The 22,752-nt window shown below is 43.6% G+C and carries 10 protein-coding genes; all 10 read right to left on the reverse strand.

All coding sequences use genetic code 11. The features are described from left to right. Positions 1-9: 9 nt before the first annotated feature. Complete coding sequence (locus BN2684_RS09955; protein ID WP_058302019.1) at positions 10-531, reverse strand: hypothetical protein; 522 nt, start codon at positions 529-531, stop codon at positions 10-12. A gap of 342 nt (positions 532-873) precedes the next feature. Then, positions 874-4,095: a DEAD/DEAH box helicase gene (locus BN2684_RS09960; RefSeq protein ID WP_058302020.1), complete on the reverse strand. Its 3,222-nt coding sequence runs from the start codon at positions 4,093-4,095 to the stop codon at positions 874-876. A gap of 12 nt (positions 4,096-4,107) precedes the next feature. Next, entirely contained in the window at positions 4,108-4,815 is a 708-nt protein-coding gene (locus tag BN2684_RS09965; protein WP_058302021.1) for a hypothetical protein, read from the reverse strand. Between the two features lie 10 nt (positions 4,816-4,825). Next, on the reverse strand, positions 4,826-6,721 hold the full coding sequence (pglZ, locus tag BN2684_RS09970) for a BREX-3 system phosphatase PglZ (protein WP_058302022.1): 1,896 nt from the start codon (positions 6,719-6,721) through the stop codon (positions 4,826-4,828). A gap of 19 nt (positions 6,722-6,740) precedes the next feature. Beyond that, the gene (locus tag BN2684_RS09975; protein WP_058302023.1) at positions 6,741-9,629 is read right to left on the reverse strand and encodes a DNA methyltransferase; all 2,889 of its coding nucleotides are present in this window, start codon (positions 9,627-9,629) and stop codon (positions 6,741-6,743) included. Positions 9,630-9,637: 8 nt separating this feature from the next. Further along, positions 9,638-13,321 carry a DUF6079 family protein gene (locus BN2684_RS09980; RefSeq protein WP_058302024.1) on the reverse strand — a complete coding sequence of 1,228 codons (3,684 nt, stop codon included), beginning with the start codon at positions 13,319-13,321 and terminating at the stop codon, positions 9,638-9,640. Between the two features lie 16 nt (positions 13,322-13,337). Continuing rightward, the gene (gene brxF / locus BN2684_RS09985; RefSeq protein WP_058302025.1) at positions 13,338-13,793 is read right to left on the reverse strand and encodes a BREX-3 system P-loop-containing protein BrxF; all 456 of its coding nucleotides are present in this window, start codon (positions 13,791-13,793) and stop codon (positions 13,338-13,340) included. An 82-nt stretch (positions 13,794-13,875) separates the two neighbouring features. Beyond that, positions 13,876-17,175, reverse strand: a complete 3,300-nt coding sequence (locus tag BN2684_RS09990; RefSeq protein ID WP_058302026.1) for a UvrD-helicase domain-containing protein — start codon at positions 17,173-17,175, stop codon at positions 13,876-13,878. After that, the gene (locus tag BN2684_RS09995; RefSeq protein ID WP_058302027.1) at positions 17,168-20,065 is read right to left on the reverse strand and encodes a PD-(D/E)XK nuclease family protein; all 2,898 of its coding nucleotides are present in this window, start codon (positions 20,063-20,065) and stop codon (positions 17,168-17,170) included. Before BN2684_RS09995 ends, BN2684_RS09990 begins: the two co-directional genes overlap by 8 nt. A gap of 1,365 nt (positions 20,066-21,430) precedes the next feature. Continuing rightward, complete coding sequence (locus tag BN2684_RS10010; RefSeq protein ID WP_058302030.1) at positions 21,431-22,678, reverse strand: vWA domain-containing protein; 1,248 nt, start codon at positions 22,676-22,678, stop codon at positions 21,431-21,433. Positions 22,679-22,752: the final 74 nt, after the last annotated feature.

Genomic DNA, 22,752 nt, shown 5'->3' on the forward strand with positions numbered 1-22,752 from the left:
ATAAATAAATCATTCGTAGGGATTCGGTCTAAGTGTCATTCCTGGATTGACTAGAGAAAGCATATATTGATGTTCTTCAAAAGTTTCATTCAACTTGGATAGCAATGTGGCATCCAATTCAATAGGAATGACCTGCCCATCTTCAAATACACAAGCAGGAACGGCTCCTTCTAATATCGGGATTGCAGATTCCATTCGAATATATCCTTTATGTTGCCACATTTTCTCAACAATCGGGTCAACGTCTCTACCAACAACCTCTTGATAGAAAGGGGTTACAATTAACGAAAAACCATCCACAAATCGATTATTATCACCTAAAAGCTTTTTCTGGCAAATCCAAAGATAGAATGGCCCTTTCAATAATCTTTTGGATTTCTGCTTAGAAAGCACTTGAATGGCTGACAAATACACACTTCGAATGTGCTCATTAATTGAATCATCTGTTTGATTAAGTAAAACAGACAGGTCAAACTGGTATGCCCAACCCTTAGATTTTAATACTTCCTCAGCCAATTCAACAGTTCTCAATGAACTCATCCCCTCTCATGTGTTACTCTCAAATAGTATAAATCAATCGTTGGACACATCTATGTCACGAAACATATGTTCTTGTTGAGTTTTATTTATCAATTACTTTTCTTGGATACTTGCAATTTTATTATTTCTAAATACAGCTTTCGAAATAGTTCTCACTTCCTATGTCTTCGTCAATATCCAACAAAGTCCTGCTAATTGACTATCAATAAAAAAAGTTCCCCAACATGGGAAATGTCAGGAAACGAAAAGTAGGGTTTTATTCTTTTGTACGATTCATTAGGTTTTATGTACTTCAATCAATAACCGTCAATAAGTGCTGCGGTACACAAAGCCTTACATTTGAATAAACTTCGGTAAATCTGTTAGTTTTCTCTCTTCTTTCACAGTACCGTCTTTCACAACATAAATATAAGTCCGATCTTCTATCTCTTTCAAATCTTCGGAATATTCTTCGGATGGCCAATACATTTCGTCATCGGAAATGATGATAAACCGTGGCTCCCCGTTAAATCTTTCACTATAAAAGTCAACCAGCGAACATGGATTAAATGTCTTTATATTTGCCCGCCCATTTTGACGTTCGTAATCCTGGATAAGATCCTTATAATCTACGGAAATGAGTCTTTGGGATTTCCCTCTTGGTATAACTTCCAGTTGGGCAATTCGTTTTGGAGGCTTCATTCCAATATTTTTTTGTCTTTGAACTAAAGCTAATCTCCGCTCCTTACGCATTTCCACGTCAATTAGATTAGCATCCACTTGATTAATTAAAGCACCATTACGATTTTCCTCATTTTCCTGTTCATACTTGCCACGGCGCTCTAATAAATCATCAATTTGTTTTTTAAACGTTTTGTCCAAATAGCTTGATACTCGTTCTAGCTGCTCTTCGCGTTTTTGTCGAACCTGATCCCGTAAATCCATTGCTGCCTTCACCGCGGCGGAACGAAATGAACTATCTAACGACTCACTTAAAGTGGTAAGTTCACCGACAAACTCCTGCTGAAACAACCAATAAGGATCTAATCGAATTAATGAATCATCCTGTCGTTTGCCTAGAAGGATAAGTTCATTAGCTAATTCATTCCCTGTGCCATCGGTAACACTATTAAGATAAACCTCAATTGACAAAGGTTCACTTACCGGACAATACACCATATAGCGATCTATTGCTAATTTCTCATTTTCTTTACGTGTAAGAATCATTCCTAATTTAAATAAAGGATGATCCTCAGAAATGATATCGATTCCTTCCTTTACATAACCCCTAAATGAAGTGAAACGAATTGCGTCTTCCAGTTGATACAGTGGAAGCCGATTTGTTTTTGATATATCTCGAATGTATTTGGGCAATCGTTCAATTCGTTTTATCTTCTCATTTTGGGTTTGGTGTATCCTCACATTACATTTATTGAGGATATGTTCTGTAAATAACCCGAAATTTCGTTCGGGGTGTTTTCTTATCACCAGATCATGCTGTTCCTTTCGCATCTTGGGCAAATCAAAAATATCTTCGGAGAGCCTCTCCCGCTCCACTTCTTCAAGCAGTTTTTTATGCTCTTCTGAGAGTTTCCGCTCCATAGTTGCAATAATATCGTCTAGCTTCTCACGGTGAATGACGGCAGCTTGCATTAAAGATGCCAAATCATTGAAATCTCCATCAACGATGTCACCGATAAAATCGTATACAAGGTCGGCACCTAAGTCTTCCCTCATACGTTCCATTTTCTCAAGCAGACGAATCATTACGTCGCCTTCTCGTGTGTTAGATGCAACAAGATTAAAGATAGCCACTTCATTCTTCTGACCAATTCGATGAATACGCCCCATACGTTGTTCTAGCTTATTGGGGTTCCACGGAATGTCGTAGTTTATCATCTGATTACAAAACTGTAGGTTGATCGACTCTCCACCGGCATCTGTAGCAAGCATGATCTGGCACTCATTACGGAACAATTCAACTTGTCTTCTACGTTCATCCATAGAAAAACGCCCAACAATCTTCGCGATCTGAGGAACACGCGTTAATAAGCGTTTCTCTAAAAAATCAAGTGTGTCCGCCGATTCCGTGAAAATAAGAATCTTTTCCCCTTGATTCAATAAACCATTCCAACCAAATAAGGTTTGCTCTAATTCATCATATTTTCGCTCTACAGCTGTTTCTTTCAGATGAGACGTTTTCCTTATTAGTCTTTCTAATTCATTAATTTCGATCCTTAGCTCCTCCGGATCGAGGTTATCCGTTGAACTTTCAAGTTCATCTTCTAATAGCTCTTGAGTTTCCAACGATTCGTCTTCATACTCGTCCCAATCAAATTCTACTTTATTTTTGCCTTGTTTCTTTTTACTTGCGATCGTTTCTTCTAACAGTTTAATTAACCGGTCTCTTCTACGCTTAAGCGATAAATCGATGGCATTGACAGATGAGCTTAGTCTTCTTTGGAGCAGCATCATGGCAAAAGCTGTGCTGTTGCTTCCGGCATTCATCGCTCGATTAAAGTGGAGACGAACATAATCTGTAACCGCTTCGTACAGATCAAGTTCTTCTTCAGATAAAGTATACTGAATCGTTCTAGCTGTCCGTTTAGGAAAAAGCGGCGTCCCATCAAAATTTTTTAGCGTTTCCTTTAACCTTCGAATAATAAACGGATTTGCCTTTTCGCGTAGAGATTCCGTTACCGATAAGTTAGAAAAAATATCATCATCTACTAAACGCATCAGATGCCGAAAATTCTCCATGTCACCTTTATGTGGGGTGGCTGTTAACAGTACGCAGTGCTCTGCTTGTCTAAGTACAGTTTCCCCTAGGCGATATAGCTTTGTTTTAGATGTCTTCTTATTTGTAACACCATGAGTGTAGGCCGCCATTTTGTGAGCTTCATCCACAATCACAAGATCAAAATTCGCTTCACTTACCAGGCTTTTAACATCATCACGGGCAGCCCAGTAAACGGAAGCAAGACAGCAACCATGTTCTAAGAATGGGTTTTTGGAACCGTATTGTTTTGTTACGGAGCGATTTATTATAAAGAAATCTTCGTGGAATTTTTCCTGCAACTCTTCCTGCCATTGTTTCAAAACTAATGGCGGAACAAGAATTAAGATTCTCTCAACACTTTCACGTGCTTTAAGCTCTTTAATGAGCATACCTGACATAATCGTCTTCCCTGCACCTGGATCATCCGCAAGTAAGAAGCGTACCTGGGGCATTTGAAGCATACGGCTATAAACCGCTTCGATCTGATGTGGCAATGGAATTAAATTTTTGTTGCCCAATGCCCTTTTCGAAGAGTATTTACTATTGACTAACAATGCATGATATCGCAGATAATGCTGAAGATCACTAGCAGCTATCTGCTGGTCCAAACTAATTCGCTCACTTATTCTCTTAAAAGATTCAAGCTCGGCTTTATCCAACATTAACTCATAATACCGATTCGAATCCCGTCCTAATGCAGCAATAGAGAAAAAGCCTTCATCGAAGGCTTCAACTTTTTTAATTTCAACTCTCTCTGGAAACTGAGCTCCTTGTACAATTTCACCGACTTTAATCATTATCCCACCGCCTTACCTCAATACTACCATCACCATGTCTATCCCCTGCCGTGTTACTTGTAGCCGACTATTTCTCAATTCGCTTTCCGTTATATCTAGATTGAATGGGAACAAACAAGGTTCCGTAGCAATTTGCTTTAATTCTATGGCTGATTTCTCGGTGGCTTTCAGCATGACCTCAATAAGCCAAAGTTTAAATTCTAACTGGTGAATGGGTATCTTTTCAGCATTCACATACAGCTTTTTTTGCTCACTCATTACTTCTAAGTGTTTAAAGGTTCCAAGTACGGCTCCTATCGATACACTGACTCGCCTACGTTCACCATAAAGCGCAAAAATTTTCCTACTTAACTGCAAACTTGAGAAATCCCCATGAAGCTGAAAGATACGCCCCACTTGATCAGCAACATCCCTGAAGAATGGATATGCAAGAAGCATCATTCCCCAGTGCAGGAGTAATCTTTCTTCTCTAGAAGCGTTCGCAAATAATTGTAAGCCACGATCCCGAAGTTCCACATTCTCGTTGTCGACTAACACCCAAATTTTAAACAAAATCGTTCTAGCATTCAGTCTTGCCTTCGCACCAGCAATATCTGCCATCAAGTTTTGATCCACGAGGTCATATAGCTGTTGCCGATTTTCCACTCTTGATAACTCACGTGCGATATGGTCTAACTGATGCAATTGCAGTTTTTGATCAAAGCCAACAGCCTTTTTCAATCTGACACCTTCATTCTCTTCTTTTCTTAACTCGCACGAAAGGAACGATAACCTCTTCAATGCTGGTTCCGCCATGGCTCACTACAACTTCGCCTTCTTTAACAAAAGCCTCGCCACTTTTAGCTGCCAATACGAAGAATTCATCCGGGAGACCGATTGATTCCCATTTTTGCGACGAGTATTTCTGTGCAGCCCGATCCCGCAACTCCTCTGAATTATAAATTCTAACTCGCTCCCCGCGGGTATCCGCTAATACGCCTTCGCGAATGGCTCCGATACCTACGCTTTCTTTGTTGCCATGATCAGAGGTAATATATACATCAAATCCAGCTTCCAATAAGTCGTGAAGTAAGGATTGCAAGTAACCGGTTTTTAACCAAATAGATATTTGCCCATGCATTCCCCTATGACCTTGAATCGTGTTATGTGTCAACTTATCAATAATGTCGACTACAAGTCCCGCAACTTTAACGCTCGATTTAGATAACGCCTTAATTTCCGATTTATTATATTCCCCTTGGCCTAATGATTTCTCATACGTGACATAGATTGGCGCAATACCATATTTAGCCCAACATGCTCTCCATTCTTTTTCCTCATTAGCTGTTGTATGAATGGTTGAGTAGTAAGTTTTTGGTATTTCCCCCGAGAAAATGGCTTGTCTAGATACAGAGGTTAAAGTAGGGATCCAAGCAAATGTACCGTTTTCTATAAAGTCAAAAGACTGTAACTCTGAACGAACTTGACTCCACTGTACAAAACTTAATCCGTCCATTACAATTATAGCCTTTTTAGGACTTCCTTGCAGGTGCATATGCTCAGCCACTTTATGGAGCATTACCGGTGTATGCTGATCTGATAACGAAGCCAAAGCCCCAAAATGATTATTTAGCCAGAGAGCAAATCGCTCTTCTATGAGCTGCTCAATGGACTTTATTTTTTTACTAATTTCTGATGAAAAATCTAGCGTAAACATGATTGATTTCGCAGTACTGAATAAACCAATAAGGTTGACCCAGTCGCGACGGTCAATGTCAAGTTCTAACATTTTTTCAATCTGACTGATATGTTCGCTTATTAACACGATTTGAGACTGTTCTGAATTCAGTTGTTTTACTCCAAATAATAATGAATCAGGCAATGAATCTTTATTAAACGGAATAGGTTTTAATTTCCCCATACGAAATAAACCAGCAAGTGTATCTTGTAATTTCGTATCCCAATGTGGATGATCCTTAGGAGTACCACTTTCCAAGAAATCACACCATTCTTGCTGTAAGAAGGAATACAAAGCATCTGAAGATTGAATTAATTCAGATATAACTAATTGTGAATTGCTGTTTTTATGATTTAATGCATCTATCAGATATTTTTCTATCGTTCCAGGCATTGTAAAAGGAAGTTGATGTCGGCTTATACAAAGTAGAATATATTCAGCCGCGGTATCAATAGTGTCGTATGGTAATTTGTAAATTCGCTTCAATAAGAAGTTGATGGTATCATTATCTGATCTCTTGACTGGTATGTCATCCATCAATGACAAAGCATCTAGTGTTCTAAAATCGAGTTCCTGCACTATAGGTGCAGATAACATTGGGAACAATTCACTCTTACAAATTGAAATATGTTTGCCCTGAGCCCATATATCGTAGGGGATATCACTGATATCATTTGACTTCGGATGTATTAGTAAATAACTATTAAATGGATTCGGTCTATACTGGCTTTCATACCAATACCTGAATACGGCCCGATCTTGAAATTCTACAACGTCTATCCCTAATTTTTGCAACTGGCTGATAATGGCCTCATCTTGCAATAAGGAATCTGGGTCTGTCACTAACGTAATATGGTAGAAAGGTGCTTGAAAATGTTCAAGCACCTTTTGACGCCAATTTTTATTCAAATCGTCTACACTTCCTTAACTACAGGCCGAGTCTGATCTGTGCGTTATCGTAATACATTAGCAATTTATCATCTTCTTGAAGTACATTTTCAGGGAGGCGCTCCCCGATTGTTACGATTGTTTGATAATCTTTTTCTCCCCAAGCTTTTTTAAAACCTGCACGAATAGCCTCTGTGCGGAATTGTCTTAACTTCTTCTTATGCTTACTAAGCTCATCGGAGTAACTTACAAATTCACGCAACAGCATTTTTTCACGCAGTTTTTCTAAGTCCGCCTGTTTATTCGGATCGGGAACGTACCAACGATCACTCGCTTTCGCTTTAAGCTCAGAATCTCCTTTTGAAAGATTCCGTAAATCTTTATAGTCAGAACTTAGATAGGTGTGAATTTGACTTGGGACGTCTTCAGTACCTTCATACCGCAAGAAGTTTTGTTCAAGCAAAGCGTCTAATTCAGGGAGTTGTTCATGTTTAGCAATATGTTGAATTTCTTTCATGAAATTCGGTTGTAACTCCTGCCTAGTCTGGGGCTTTTTCAACAATTGCTGTCTCAACCATTCAATTGCAGTACTTTCATCCGAAATATATAAGCTTTGTTGAACAAAGTCTTTCACAGTCATTCTTTTACGATCATACTCCAAAATTTGTTTAGGAAGGAATACCATCCCATCCTTTAAAACGTATCTTTGAGCTAGCTGCTCTTGAAAGTCACCAGAGTTTATAGGGACTGCGAATCCATTCTGAATAAAAAATGCAACCATTTGGTCAAAGATTATTCTCGGAGTTCTTTCAATGATAATTTCGGATGATTGCCCATTTCTTCTGAATCCAGGAATAATTGATAAATATTGTTCCACAAAAACCCATGGCGAGTCATGAATGTTTGTCTGTATAGATTCTTTAAAATTGTCTAAGTCCGCACTGCTTGGCTTATACGCTGAAATAACCAGATCCTGTGTAACCGAGGTGGGGTTGGTTTGAGAATTAAAAGTTCCCTGTCCTTTATTTAAAGCTGCAACTGATGCGATTATGAAACCCGCTTCTTTAATCGCAGTTTGTATCGCATTCCATACGGAAGCATGCGTATTTGAAAATTCGACAGTCATCCATCTCCCGGGCTTTAGTATGTCGTATGCACCTCGGAAGGCAAGATTCATTAAGTGTTTATATTTCTGCAAATTCTTTTCTTGCGTACGATTTTCAATAGCTTCCGTAGTATTTTCTGTGAAAATATCAAGCCACGCTTCCCAAAGCCAATTCAATTCGGAATACATTAAATTAGCGCCAAAAGGGGGATCAATAAAAATATAGTCTACAAATTCCTTTTTCCCTATCACTTTCGAAATATCATTTGCACTTGACATACAGGAAACAACATTATTTTGTAAACGAAAAGGATTAGATTTGATAATATCTGAAATCTTCCCATTTACCAGTATATGGATGTTTCTCTCCGCTAGATTACTCGGAACATAAATCGCATTCGGCAGTGCACCAGCTAAATTTATACTTCCGTTTTTCAAACCTATATTGTGAAGAATACTCGCTGTTTTTGTAAGCACTGCTGTAAGCGCCAGTTTTAGCAACTTATTATGTTTTGCCAATTCCCACAATTCGGATAATACAAATAAATTCCTTCTGGTATAAAAGTGATGGGCCTGTGTTATATTCTGTTTCAACACCTCACCTGTTTTATCACCCTTTGGCACCTCTGAAGTAGGGAACCAATTATGCAAGCTAATTTCCTCTATTTTTTTTATGAGTGCTATATCAAATGCATCTGGCTTTTTATTTTTTGATTTTGTTCCTTCTTTGTAATTAATTAATACAGGTTTTCGTTTTATTCTCTTGACAACCTTGTTAGATATTTCATCAAACACTGTCTCATACATACGGTTCATACTTTTTTTACTTACAGTCACTGTGCATTGAGGGCAATGAAAGTCCTCTTGTAATCGAAGCTCGTCATCTACCGCATTTTCCCAATACACAATTTCATGTAAGCAGCTAGGGCACTGAAAAACGTCACTCCACACGATGTAATTCACTGTTACAAATAAGTCTTTTATTTGATTTATTCCATTCGAAATTTTTACAACATCGTTCCCATAATTCTCAATTTGTCGGGCTATAGATTCCGCGTTTGCACTATTCTTTAGTGTATAGTACATCCATCTTGTTTTATTGAGACACTGTTGCATTAATTGGTTTGCATCATCCTCAATTTGAGAATCCCAAGGTGAGTTGTAATTATAAGAGATTAATGAAGCGATTGGAGATAAGTCGTTTAATAACGCCCGTCTTGGACCAACTCTCATATTTTTTTTTGTGGGTCCATCGGTTTCGCCCTGATTGTAGATATATCCCTCCTGATCCACTTTAAATCCTAAAGATTCAACCTCTTGACGGTCACCGCATAATATTGAAGCTACACCAGTCATTCCAGTTCCCGAAAATCCATCGAACACGATATCCCCTGGTTGAGTATAATGAAGTAAATACCTCATAATTGCTTTATGTGGAACCTTCGTATGGTAGCTGTGAGCGTTGTATATTGCCTCATTCTTACCTTCAGCTACATCTGTGGCAAAAGGCTCCCGGCTGTAATCTCCGACCACATATTGAAGGCTCCGTTTTTCCTGCTCCCATTCCGCTATGAAATCAGCAACCCAAGGGTTGGGGCATACTGTATAAAAAGGCGGGTCTGATAAGGCTAGTATTTTCTCATCATCAGCATCTGGAAAACCTTCAATTTTTCTAAGTTCCGGTAGCATATGTCGTAATTCCTTCGTAAAATATGCGCGACGCGCATCATCATTCTCAAATGTCAAACCCAAACAGGTCACTGGACCTGTTTGGGTTTCTTTTTTCATTTCGAATAGGCTTCCTTGCTTTAAGTTATCTTTCATATCTTAAGTTACTCCTTCTTTAACATAATCCGTACTCGATTAGACGATTGCGTACCAACCTGTTCCCTTACTAATTGTTCAAATCGCAGGCGCAACTCCTCAATAGTCAAAGGACTACCATCGCCAGCCATCTGTAACAATCGATTTAACGGCAACTCAACTTTCTGAATTCCTTCTAGGACTTCCTTTATTGTCTGGACTAAGCGTAAATCAACCGGGATTCCAAATGATTTATCGTCCATAAAGTGTTTTATTAATTGTTTTTGTTCGCCAGTGAGCAATTCAATATTCTCCTGTAACTCACTATCATTAAGGTTAGTCAACAATGTATTCGTCCAAGAATCAAGTAATTCTTTTAATTCCGTTTCCAACTGCCGAACAGTTACCTGCTGTGCGAATTTTTCATCTTTTGGACGATAACGGCAATGCGGACAAACAGGAGAATGCTCCAATTCACTTTTTTGCAATTTCCAGCAAATTTTCAAGTCGTCAGACTTTGCCTTCCATGCTTGTAATTGTTGTGCCGGCAGAATTGGAATCACAGAAATTTTCTGCAATGTATCGATACGTCCGTCACGTTTAAGCTGATTGAGCTTATTCTCTTCTGTAGCTCCTAAGCGTGATGCAGCGTGTTGAGCGTAATAGAAGGAAACATACTGATCCTTTAATTGGTCTATCACTTGGAGTTCAGCACTGCAGTCACTGTTAGCCTTTAAGGAAAGGTATAGATCCTCCAATGCACCTTCAACTTTTACATACCAATCATCAGCAATCGAGACATGATTTCTAGCGCTTACGATATAGTTCGCTTTTTTTGTAATCTGAGAAGCAAGCTCACGCCACTTGATAAGTTTATCCATTAACACAATGGATTCTTGCTGGCTTTGAATTTCTTCAATTGTCTTTTTAAAATTTTTAAGTTTCGCCGGTGTATCGAACACTTGAAGACTCTGCAGGAACTGATTCAAGCCTTGAAGCTTCCCCTGGTACCCCTGCAGCTCCTCATCCGATAGAAGTGGCAATTCCCATGTAGGAATTTTATCTTTAAGCTCGTGTTGCATTTTAACCAACTGAGTTAATTGTTGCTGTATTTTAGTTTGAAGCGTTTGAACCCCATTTGTTTGAGAATCTGGTTGAAGCAATCCATGACTAATACTAAATAAATCAAACAATGCTCGCAACTCTGCTAATGGCAAATCACTTGGTTTCTTAATATGGCTAAATTCTGCAATCCCTTCTGCCTTCAAAGCGATTAAGTGGTTAAACTTCATGGAATCATAAGATTCCCCATGAATCGTGATTACAATATCACCTGTGTAAACTAGAGCAGCCAGTATAACACTTAAAAGCTCAGGTTCTAACTGAAATTCAATCGTCTTTTTGACTTCCCAATCCCCGTGAGATTGAAGAACCTCAAGTAACTCAGAAGCATTCAGAACTTGTCCATTACCCTTGTTATTCAGCAAGTTCAAAATCCATTTGGCATATCCCGAGTTCTGTACATTTAATTTCTCTCCATCCAGCAACACAAGTCCTTCAAGTATGGTTTTCGCTGTTTTTGTTTTTGGATTAGAGATATTCGTTAATGTCTCTGGGATATACGTCTTTAACATGGCTTCTCGAGTAATGCTGATACTGCTAAGACGGAAAGTAGGATAATCAGCGTATTTCTCCTCAAACCATGTGGTTAGACAATCATCCGCGGCAGCATCTATAATTTCTCTTACTGTCGCTTGCGCAGGTCCAGATAGGCTCCACTCAGCAAGTTTCTTGGTTACGCCCTTATATGTCATTTTATATGCAGATGGCATATTCTCGACAAGCCACTTCATTAATTTCCTTAAGAAATCCGCGGCTTTATCTTCATACAGCTTCTTGGTCGCGCTTGATGCAGTTATGGACATTTCCCGAGCACCTGCGTAAAGACGAAGCGCAGTATGGAATGACTCATCCTTTGTGTCCAGTTTGAAGAACACTTCATCTGGTTTGGTTTCATCTTTGAATTTAGGCGGATCATATGGTTGAAGCATATAAATGTAGAAGTCCCGCTCCGGCTGTGCAGTGGAACGTTCATTGGGCGCACCGAAAAATAGATATCCCGGCCGAGTTACCTTTCTTGAGTACCAGTTTAATTCGTGCTGCCAGATTCGGTAACCAGATACTATACTTGGAGATCCATCGTCGGTTAACTTCTCAAGGACTTCAAAGTAATATCGATCCAGTTGATTACTTACTAACATTTCTGCTTTTTGTTCTATGAGTGCATCTACATCAGTGTCCTTATCCAAGTCAAGATAATATTGGCCATTATCACGATTAAACGAGATAAATTGATAACTTACTGACTTCATAATTTCATTCAATACGGTATCAATGGTTGCATTCAAGAAATCGGAATCAAGATCAGGGAAATCAACATATAAGAACAACTGATCTCTTAATTCTGCAGATGTGACACCAATCTTTACTTTTATATCGTCGGTTGTTAGTCGAAATACGGATAATGCGCGAACTACTCTTTTTGCCATTGGTTTATACGATGCTTTAGCCTTTGGAAACGCGTTTTCAACACGATCAATTAAAATAGCTGACTTATCCATTACCTCTTTAACATCAACATCGTTTCGAAGATTACGATCGCCTTCAATGTATAGCCAGTAGTTATCGTAAGAAATAACACCCGGACTATTATTCGGCACTTCTGTGTCTAATAGCCTTTCAATTTCTTGGCTTATCGTTGTTAAAGCAACGCGTTTCTCTGCTATTTTCACCTTCTCGAAAGCAGAAAGATAAGCAGGGTGAATTGGAAATAATTCAGCGTATTTCTCGATCTGCTCTCCAAGCTTGTCGAATAGTGGAGCAAATTTTTGCAAATGCTCTCGAATTAGTGCTTTTTGCCTCTCATCTTTTCTAAGCAAGCGTTGGGAAACTACGTATTCAATATCTTCACGGACGATAATTGCTTGAACGGTCCGCTCCTTAACGCGGCGAAGCTCCGCCGCGACAAACTGAAACTTCGGATTATCAAAAAGCATCTCCTGTACGCCTGTCATGAAGCGAAATCTCGTATTTTGGCATATTTCCCCTAGTGCTCTTAGGAAACCTAAATCCAAAATGAGTTCCTGTTCTTTGCGCGTTCGTAAGTAGTCCAGCAATTCATCAATGATGAGCAAAAATCCATGATCAGGATATACTTCATGGAATGCGGCCATCATGCGCATCATTTCATCTTTGTTGCTCGTTAGTTTCAACAAGTCCGGCATTTCGTAGTCCACACCGAGATCTTGTAGGAACCTGGTCATTTCTTGGAAAAGTACTTCTCGGAGCGGAACAACGATACCATCAAACTCAACCCGTAGTACTTTAAATTTCCCCTCAATTTCTTTGGCTTTTTGCGCGATACGTTCATGCTGAATATGTTCAGAAATCCCATTCGTTTCCGAGATTGCAGCGATAACACTCATTAAATGTGATTTACCTGTTCCATAATTACCAACGACCATGATCCCTTTATGGTCAATTGGACGTTGAAATTGAAGCTGTTCAATGATTACACTATCGATAACCTCGGCCATGCGATCCGAGATAACATAAGTATCAACTAATTTTTGTGCAAGCTGATCTTCCACGGAATCTTTTAATACAACGATCGATTTAATTGGCTCGAACTGAATTAGATCTCTATACTTCATCCTTAACCCTCCACAATTAGTAGATCATAATACTGTTACTGTATTCAGAATTCTGGTAGTACTCTGGGTGCTCCGGAGTCGCATAATAGAGCACTCCATTTCCAACTTTACCAGGCCATATCACCAACAGAACTGTATTTCCACTCTGTGCTTCTAGCAACTTAACTGGATTTTGCTTTAACTCAGGGTCAAATAAATATTCGATATTGTGTATGCATACAACATTATGCTTTTGATCATTTATGGCCTTCCTCAGCCACTTCGCAACATCAAAAGGGCGTTTGTCAGAGGGGACAAATCTTAGCTGTTCTGATAGATACAAGCCTATGTTTACTGTTGGAATCCCCTCACGATTTAAATCATTGAGGAGTTTCTGTTGGTTCGTAGTTGCCGGAAGCAGGAAAAAAAGTTTATATCTCTGATTACTCAAACTTGAGATCTCAGTAAGTAACAACTCAAGTTTCTCAGCCATAAGGTTAACTCCTCTTGAATGTAGCTAATAGGACTATAGAATTACAATTCGACAAGTGGACCTATTATCCTTCACTTAGACGTCATGTTGCCCATCTTCCTAACTGGGCAAAATACAACCACGCTTCTTTCACCTTATATCCAAAAGTCTGATCCCATTCCGACGCATAAGCCTGCACCTGCGGCCGGTAGAAATCAATGAATGACTGCAGCTTCTCTTCTGTTACGCTGTCTGTCTTGAAATCAATTATAACCCAGCCTTCCTCTTCCTCGAAGAGGAAATCAATGACTCCACGAACATAGGCATACTGAATGGAACCCGTACCTTCAAATGCGGCCGCAACCTCTGATTCAGCACTCCCAGCATCGCTGGATACGCTAACGTCATCGGCATTCTTTCGAATCATCAGCGGCACCTCGAATAAACGGCGGCGAGCGCTCAGGCTGCGCTGCCAAAGCTCGCTTGCGATCACGCTTCTTACAACCCTAGCTGCTTCGCTTATGAAATCCTCAGCCATGCCTTTCTCATCCGCTAAGAAGCGTATCGTGTCCTCAAGCTCCGACTCCGGTAACCCTTTACCAAGCAGCTCTAGGGTACGGTGAACGACACTCCCGAATGCCATGCCTTTGCCTTCCGCGGACCATTCCGGCGTATCACCGGCTGCTTTGGTCTGTCCGGTAACGGACAAGACGGCGTAAGTAGGCTCACAAATCGCATCCAGCCTCCCCCTTCGAGTTTCCTCCAACTCACTCAAATCCGGCCCCTCGGTCAACTCCGTCTTCTTCTCTGGCTTCACCGCCGGCACATCCAGCTCGCGTGCGAGATCCATCCCTTCCACGAGCGGTGTCCAAGGGCACTTCGCCGGTTGATCGGGATACAGGCTGATAACCAGCATCTGCTTCGGACGCGTAGCCGCGACATAGAGCAAACGGTCTTTCTCAGCGTTGGAGAAAGCACGCTCTCGTTCGTTCATCTCACTCCAGCCTATGGGTTGAGCGATCACTTCCGTTTTGAACTCTCCGATCGATTTACTTATCGTAAAGTAGCCTGCAGCAGGATCTGCGGAACGATCAATATACTGCGTTGCATCATGATCCGACTCCCCGCAGGGACAGGCCAGGAACACGACGGGTGCTTCCAATCCTTTGGCTTTATGTAGATTCATGATCCGGACAGCCTGGTTCCCGCCGGCGTACAGGCTCGATGTCTCCATCCCTCGATCCGCGAGCATGTGCTCGATCAATCGGCACAATTCCGACCAGCTGGAACTCGCCGCAGGATCTCCATGCAACAGCTGCAGCATTCTCACCAGCGTCCCCGCACGAACAGAGCCTGCCGGCAGCGTCGATACGTACGGCAGAACACCGAGATCATCCACGATTCGGCTGAACGCGGCGGCCGCGCTGAACGTGCGAACCCACCCCTTATATTGCTGAAGCCTTCCAAGCACCATAGCCACTGCCTTGGCCCCTTCACTGCAAGCTTCCAGGGACGGCAAGTCAAATAACGAGAACGAATATCCTTCCTGCTTATAAGCCCATAACTGCCGATCGCTCAGGCCAAACAGCATGCCGCGCATAACCGCGAGCAAAGCCGGTTTATCTGCGGAATCCTCTAAATAACGAGCCAGTTGGTATAAGGCCAGCAGCTCCCCATAGACCGTCGTACTGCCTGAAGTATCAGCCGGAACCCCGAACAAGTCGAGCTGTTCCGCATACAGGTGGATGAACTCCCTCGTTTTCGTCAGAATCAGAAAATCGCTCGGAACCGCGTCCCGGCTTCCCCCATCACGATCTGCGATTTGTAAATTTCCGTTTTTGCAAGCCCAAGAGATATAGGCCGCAATCTGCTCGGCATCCGCTTGTGCGACGGCAGCTTTGCCTCCCGGCATTTTGGGATAAGGAAGAACGTATATGCCATGCGGCGTTCTACGAGCGCCTATGGGATCGTTCGCACGTGTCTCCATCTTCACGAACGCAGCCTGGACCTCCGTTTCCGAAGGCGGGAATTTGCCGGCAAACTGACCATTGATGAACTCTCCGATGGAGCGTACCGAACGGAAATTAGCGGTCAGACGACAAACTGCGCCACACTCCTGGATGCGCGCCTTGACTTCGTTATAGATCGAAATGTCCGCCCTTCGGAAACGATAGATGGACTGCTTCGGATCCCCGACCACGAACAAGGAACCCGGCCGTGGTGTAAGCCGCCGCCAGTTTTTCTCGAATTCCCCACTCTCCGTGCTCCCGGTGAGCAGAAACATCAGCTCCGCTTGAATCGGATCCGTATCCTGAAATTCATCGACAAGCAGCCGCTGGTACCGTTCGGCGAAATAGGCTCTTACTTCCCTATTTTCACGTACCAGCTTGGCCGCTTCCATGAGTAAGTCCTGGAAATTCAGCTTTCCTGCGGCGTATCGGCGTGTCTTGTAATCATCCAGTACTGGCCGCACGAAGCGGATCAGCTTCGGATATAGGTATTCCCGCCATGCCTGAAGGAATGGAAAAAGTACGTTGATCTGCCAATCAGGAAAAAGCTTCTTCATCTCTCCGGCATGTTCTTTGGAAGTCCATCGATTCATCGTCACGTCGAGCTTGCGGTCAAACTCTTTGGCGATCTCAAGCATTCGCATATCATCCGACAAGTCGATGTAGCGGAGCTTCTGGCGCGTCTGCCGGACAAGCTTCTGAACCGGATCCCAGCCTTTCTCAGGCTCCACCGTCGGAATATAGGGCGCTGCAGCATCGAGCAAAGGAAGCAGCGTATCCCGAATTCGATCAAAATTGGGCCGCTCCCGCTCCTCGCAAGGCAGTTCAACATCCGTAAACAAAGACACACGGTCAAAAACGTCCCGAAGGGTGTTCACATCCACCCGCAGCGACACTAACTCCTCGAGTTGCAGCCGCGCTTCCCCATCCAGCTCAGCCAAGTATTCATCCCAGCAGCTTGCGCGGAATTGCTTATCGCTTTCTTCGTCCATTTCTTCAAAAGAAGGGTCCAGCCCTGCCTCAATGGGACGCTCGCGCAATAACGATCCACAGAACGAATGGATGGTTCCGATGAAGATCAGATCCAGATTCCCCAGCGCCTCGGACAGCCGCTCACGGACGATAGAACCCTCCGATGATCTTCGATAGGCTTTCTCCAACGCCAGGCGGAAGCGTTCCTTCATCTCGTCTGCCGCTTTGTTGGTGAACGTAATGGCGGCAATTTGGCCGATGTTAACACCGGACTCGATCAAGGCCAGCAGCCTACCAACTAGGCTGGTCGTTTTCCCCGATCCCGCCCCTGCCTCCACGAGCAAAGTCGTATCTAAATCCGTAAGGATCCGGTCACGGTCAGCTTGGTCTGCCGTAGCCGTAATGCCGTACGATTCATTCATGTCCCTCTACCTCCAGCAGCGTACTTAGAATATCCGCATTGACAGACGATTCACGTTTGCCTGCCATCCAATCCGCATGAGATCCGCACACGGCTTGGTAATCACACCACCTGCAGACCATCGAATCCTTAGCCGGAATGTAGACCCCTCGATTCCGCGAATCCAACAGCTTGGCAACAACAGAAGCAAGGTCTTCTCTCCGGTTCTGTAGCCGTGTTACCTTCTCGCCGCGTCCACGCTCCGTTGGAAAATAATATTCCGCCTCCGTCACCCTGGCTTCAGGATCCCTGCCTGTTTCGCGGAGCCACTGCTCTACAGCAATGGAATAGATCACATGCTGCAGCTGTGTTCCGCCGCTGAAATAGGCTGCCGCCTTGTACTTGCTGGTGCTGCCCGTTTTATAGTCGATAATGCGGTACTCGTGAGGTCCGATCCGATCGACCCGGTCGACGAAGCCCTTCAGCTTAAACTGTTTGCCGCCGGGCAATTGAATCTCCATAGGCTCTCCATCCTGTGCCGCGAGCTCTAATTCGAAGAAGCAGGGCTGATCCGTTCTGCCGACTTCATGGAGATAAAAGATTTCCGCATCCCGACGGATTTCTTCACATTCCTTGTTGAATACATGCGGATTAGGGGCAGGAATAGTTAGCGCATTTTCCCGGATTACGGCTTCCGCGATCTCGACCAGTCGGCCTTTGTCATGCTGGGGCGGTTTCGTTCCTTTGTCCGTAACGTCCTCCAGATACCGTCTGAAAATATCGTGCAGCAAGGAGCCTCTCTCGCTTGCTTGCAGCCAGCGGGTCCGCTCGAATTCCGAGACCTCCTTCGGACGAAGCTTTAAGACATAGTAGAAATAGTATTGCAGCCCGCAGCTCGCATACTTCTCTAATTGACTCACACTAATGGCATCGCTGCGCGGAACGTCATCTAAGCCATGAGAGCTTGTAGTAGAGTCGATCTCCAGCCAGCCGTCATAGGCTGATAACCTCTCATCTAACCGGAAAGCTAGGGCTTGATACCCCGCTGCAAGAGCAGGGTACGTTTCCATCATAACCTGCAATCCGTCCTTGGATTTGCCATTCGGTTCCTGGAGCAGCCCCGCCCACGCATCGATTCCGTCAACCGGAGCAGATACACCGGTCGTATGCATGATATCCATCACACGGTAGGGTTCACCTAATGAGTGTTCCAATGCTCCAAAATCCAATGACGAATCCCCTGTCTGCAGCCGCAGAACCTGAAGCATTTCAAAAGCGGGACCTTGACTCTTCTGCTCCCCTATATCATAAGAGGAGTAGCTTAACCAGATCTCGCCTCGAATTTGAGACAGCCGGGACTCCCGTTCGCTCCTGACATTCTTCGCACGTTCCTTGGCATGCTCCAAGTGCTCAGACAGCGTAATCCGTTCTTGGTCCAGGAGAAGAGGGTCTTGGACCGCAGATATACTCCAGGTTCTCTCATCCATACCCAAGATCCAAGTCCAATCTCTCCCGCTCCACCCGCCGTTCTGTAGGGAGCTAATGTGAATCGCACCCGGTTTCGGTGTCGCCGCGGCGCGAATGCGAATCTCGGCTAACATCTCTTTCACGTATTGGACAGCCAAATCCATCGGCATGGGTTCACATGAACTTGCAGAGTAGCGCTTCGTCATCTCCTTCAACGCTGCTCCTACATGAGCATCATCCAGTGACCGTGCCGGCACATGCTTCTGAACAAAATCCGTCACCCAACCTAACAAGATAAGCGGATTGCATTCATTGCCTTCGGGCAGCCGATCGAACCAATCTTTCACGTAAGTAAGTAAAGCCGTTCCTTGCTCCCGCTCTTCCTCACTCAATCGTTCTGGACGAAGGATAGCAAGATACCGTTCTCTTCCCCAACCAATACCGGACTTCTCCAGCAAGCGAACCCAATCGGTGCGAGTCCAGCGCTCATCTGAGAACGAAATATAGCCATGCCGCAGCATTTCTGCAAGCCTCTTTACCGGGAAGCCTTCGGCAATCCAATCCAGTATACCTATAGCCGCTTTCCCAGCATCACAAAATACAAGTGGCAGTCCGTTCGAGAGCGTACATTCGACGCCCAGTGCTTCGGCATGCGATTGAATAATGGGCGCATAATGCTCATAATCGGACAACATGATTTCCATCTGATCAAGAGCCGCGGGATCGGATAGAATTCTTCGAAATCCCTCTCTGACTTCCGCTAGACTTCCGGTCGCGCGAAACATCGTGAATTGATTCTTTGAGAACGCTTCGTTTCTATAGAATGGAGCATCCGAATCCAGGATGCAGAGACGCTCTCCCGACAGCTTGCGGATCATGTTCCGCTCCACCAACGTCCAGCCTGTTGGTGCAAGCGCCAGATAGACGGTTTCGTCCCCTCCTGGTTTCAAGTAGTCAGCCAATCCGGCAGCATCCGTCTGTCCATTTTCCCGCAGATACGTCTCATAGGATGCTAGTAATCTTTTCAAATATTGGCCTTTATGCAGATTCGTGAAACACTCCGCCTTCACTTCATCCGAACGAAGACCGGCCAGCCGCATATCGGATATAACACGATTCACTTGATTGACGATACCCTGCTTCAGCATGGACTCGTTGATATAACTCGTCGGATTCTCTATGGCCAGCTGCTTCATCAACTCACGGACAACCCAAACGGCCTGCCCCTCATCAAGCAGACTGATTTTTCTGCGGAACAGCTCTGACTTTGTATGTGCGGTTACGATTCCGCGAAGAGTCTGTACTTCTACGTTAAAGATAGCTCCGTAACGCTTGCATAGCTGCTCGAGCAGCTGGTGTCCTTGGGCATAGGATCTGGCCAGCAACACTTTTGGAGACAATGGAGCCTCGTTGATATTCAGATATAACCGATCGATCAAATCCATGTTAAAGCCCCCCTGCGAATGATCCAATATACCTAAATTCTCTAAAACATGCCCTGTCTCCTTCCATTGCCCATAAATGGAAGGAGATTGTCTTATCCATATTCCACATTGTAAAGTTTCGTATAGGCAGTAGGTTGTCAGCGAATGTACGTTCTATAAAAGAAAATACCTCGCTTTTTAATTAAGCGAGGTTCGTTAAGCATCTGCAATTAATCCGTAAATGTAAACTGAATTTACCGATTTTCTCATGACTTCTTGACTTACAGAATTCCCATTAAGCCGTAAGTGATAATAAGGAAATATCCTCTCAAATTCTTCAAACGTAATCGTCCTGGGCATTTTCAGAGTGGAACTTGGTACGTTATCCTTTGCTTGACTGATGATAAGTGCAGTTCCATCAGTACTGACTCGAAACCACAATGGTGCCCTTTTGTTTTGTGGGACGGTGTGAATCTCAAAAGGTTGGCTATTAGCACGCTCGATAATTCGATTCCACGTCTCAACTACATGCAAGGTCTTGATCCTCCCTACTCATTTGTCTTGCTTATTTATAAATAGATTGATCAGTTTATCTTGGTGAGAATGCACCGCCGGAGACTTCCCTTTTTCGATAATGTTTAAACCTGTTGCAGACTTCGTCACTTAACGTTATCAAGGAATGTGTTCTACACATACCTTTTATATAGAAGTCACAATTGCCGCAATTACGATATTCACTATAGCTACTCTTAATCCCCTTCAGCTTCTTGGGATCCTCTTCTCTAGCCCTATTATTGTAAACCTCACCATTCTGACGGGGTTGAATCATTTCAGATTTCGGAGCCATTGGCTTGTTGGCCTGCTTCTTCAGGGTCGGATCGATATAGGTCTTTACTTCAGAGCTACGCTTATTAGATCCTCCCCGATAGATGTCTACGGAGGAGAGCGCCGTTATCGGCAGCTCCAACCGCTCCCAACCGGAATCATCCACATGATTACCCTTCATGACATAGTCCAACCGACATATTTTGCAGTGAAAAATATTCGTCTGTCTCTCCACCGATGTCTGCGTTCGCTGGTAATACCATAGAGCCTTCTTCCTCGTCAGTTGTAGACTTGAACCGCAGTAGGAACATCGCTTATTTTTCGTCACAGAGCAAATACTTCTTCACGGCAATTCGCCCCCATGTCACAGTATAGCCATGATATAAGCGTTCTTTGTCAGATCCCTGCCAATGAACGCAAGCTTTTATTTGAGATTGATTTAACACTTACTTATTCTTCAAGTTAACCGATTCTCCTTCTAAATTCAGATCAAGATTCCCATTTTTCGACACTCCGATAGTCCAACCGGACCTGGATCTCCTGGCTTAGGGGGGCCATTCACTATTTTCGTTTCATCCGGCGATACTTTTCTTGATGCAGCTCCTTACGCTTCTTGCTGGAATACTCAAAATTCTCCAGCTGGCTGTATAGCTTAGCTGATTCTTCGGCCATGACCTGGCTGCTCATCGTGACGGACATTTGAAGCATCTGATCCGCCTGGCTTTTCAGCAGTTTCTGACCATGTTCCATATCCCCCTGATCGAACGCTGCCATGGCTTCTTCGATGACCTTCGCAGAGTGAGTCAGCTCAACCTGTTGTAACACTTCAGGCTTTCCGGACACATTTAGCAGATTGATATCCGACGTGAAATGAGCCATTACATCCATAGTAGTGCTGCAAGCTGCAGCGTTCTCCGTCACGTCAACGTACTCCCAGGATAATTGGAGCACATGATGCTCACCCTGCGTATGGGGATGAAAGGCCAATTCTACGAGAACAGACTTTACTTCATCCTGGTATAGGTCGCCGGCGTGGATAACAGGATGCCCTTCTTGGGCATCCACCGGATACCCGTAAACTCCGACAATTTGGGTTCCATCCGATGGAACCAGCCTAAGCTTGACATTCTGAGCGACTACGGATAGCAGCCCCTGCAGCTCTTGTTGAAAAATCGAAGGTATGTCATCGGCCTTGTCAATGTAGTAGAAGTTTCCGCCTCCATGCTCCGCAATGCCTTCCATTAATTCTTCATCGAAACCGTCGCCGACGCCCATAGCACTGATCCCAACACCAGAAGAACGGTATTCCTTTGCAATGGCAAACAGCTTTTCGTGATCCGTGATTCCTTCGTTGGCATGGCCGTCTGACAACAGAATGACACGGTTCACCATTCCTTCGGCCTTGTTCTTCCGGACATGCTGCGCTCCTTCGATCAAGCCTCCGCTGAGATTTGTTGTTCCGCCAGCTTCAATGGTATCGATGCGCTGCTTGATCAGATCCTTATGCGTCACTTTTGCAGGCGGCAAAACGGTTCTGACTTCATCATCAAATGCAACCAGACTGAGTAAATCATGGACATTCATCTGTTCAGCGACAAAACGGCACGCTCTTTTACTGTGTAACAGCGGTTCTCCCGACATGGACCCGCTGCGGTCCAATACCAGAGAAAGATTGATCGGAGCGCGGTCTTTAGAGTCTTTCATCCCTCCAACCCCTTGTGCTTCGATAAGGAGATAAATCTTCTCCGCTCCTCCAGTCGGTAAAAACGGCTTACTCCATGAATGATTAAACAAGACAGGCTGATTCATCTTGCATCCCCTTTCTCCGAATCGATTTTACAAATCAAGTCGTCCTTGTACCTGCCATCTTAAACTTTCCCTTG

Origin of the sequence: Gorillibacterium timonense, assembly GCF_001457415.1 — a bacterium.
Lineage (GTDB): Bacteria > Bacillota > Bacilli > Paenibacillales > NBRC-103111 > Gorillibacterium > Gorillibacterium timonense.